This window comes from Weissella sp. DD23 (assembly GCF_001579105.1).
Taxonomy (GTDB): Bacteria; Bacillota; Bacilli; order Lactobacillales; family Lactobacillaceae; genus Weissella; species Weissella cibaria.
Genome location: NZ_KQ970390.1, coordinates 474,369 through 475,579, shown reverse-complemented (window position 1 = coordinate 475,579; position 1,211 = coordinate 474,369). Strand labels below are relative to the sequence as shown.

Annotated in this window: 1 protein-coding gene and 1 pseudogene; both read left to right on the top strand. The window is 44.3% G+C overall.

Translation table 11 applies throughout. The features are described 5' to 3' along the window. Nucleotides 1-702: pseudogene (locus tag WEIDD23_RS02285) on the top strand (beta-fructofuranosidase); the annotation flags it as partial. A gap of 122 nt (nt 703-824) precedes the next feature. Next, nucleotides 825-1,046 carry a hypothetical protein gene (locus WEIDD23_RS02280; RefSeq protein ID WP_010373780.1) on the top strand — a complete coding sequence of 74 codons (222 nt, stop codon included), beginning with the start codon at nt 825-827 and terminating at the stop codon, nt 1,044-1,046. The last annotated feature ends 165 nt before the right edge of the window (nt 1,047-1,211 follow it).

Below are 1,211 nucleotides of genomic sequence, written 5' to 3'. Positions count from 1 at the left end.
ACATTTCTGGGGTCAATTTTAGGCGAACAGGTAACGGCGTATCGCGGCTACATGATGGAATGTCCAGATATTTTGACAATTGATGGCCAAGATGTGCTGATGTTCTCACCGCAGGGACTACCTGCCCAAGGCGACCGGTTACAAAACATTCACAACACAGGTTATGTTCTGGGAAAGTTTGACAGTACATCTGGTTCATTTGAAGTGACGTCGGATTTCGAAGAGTTGGATCAGGGATTTGAATTTTATGCCTCGCAAACCTTGCAGCATGCTGGCCGTCATTTATTGTGGGGCTGGGCTGGTATGATGCCGTCTGACCGAGAAAAAACGTTGCCAACCAGGCAAGCTGGTTGGGCGCATGTTTTGTCGCTGCCACGTGAACTGCGCCTTGTTGGCGGTAGGCTGCGCCAGTATGCCATTGCAGAATTAGGCGAGTTTCGTCAAGCAACACCTGACAAAATTACCGGACCGGGACTTTGGCGCGTAACTGCCGATACATGGCAGGTTAATCTAACAGCTACAATGATTGTGCAACGGGAGCGGGATACCGTTACGATTAAACGAATTGCGTGGGAGTCGGGCGAAACTGAAATTAGGCAGGCAAAGGTTTCTGGGGATGTGTTACTGGTTGTCGATAATGATGTTGTTGAACTATATACGACGTCTGGTGATGCAGTGATGACAGCACGATATTTTGATTAATAAGTATTCCGTGCTACCAAATTCTTCAGTTAGTTGGGTTAATAATCGGGTTCTTATATTGGCGTTTTTTCAAGGATAGTTCTGAGCGAATAAAGCCGATTGTTTTTATAGGATTGGGTGGATTGGCTGCATTTATTAATACAGCGTTTGTTCTGTTATTTACGTGGCTCGGATTCACCGTCATGCACACGACGTTCACTGGCATTCCGAATAATCATTTGTTAGGCTGGTTGATTTTATCAGTTGCAGGGGTCAATGGCATTGTCGAAATTATTGTTTCGGCCATTTTGGTAGGCGTCATTGCGACGCCTATCATGAGCTACTTAAATCGGCGCCATTGGTAAGCTATGACAGTAACGAAGGAGTTGGTGATTCACTTGGATCGTCAACTCCTTCGTTTGTTTTAGTAAAATTTAGGGTTGACGAATAAAAAATAAGTCCGTATAGTGTGTTTTGTTAATAAATTATGAGAAACAGGTGAAAAACTATGTTGTTTAAGGACTCACAAT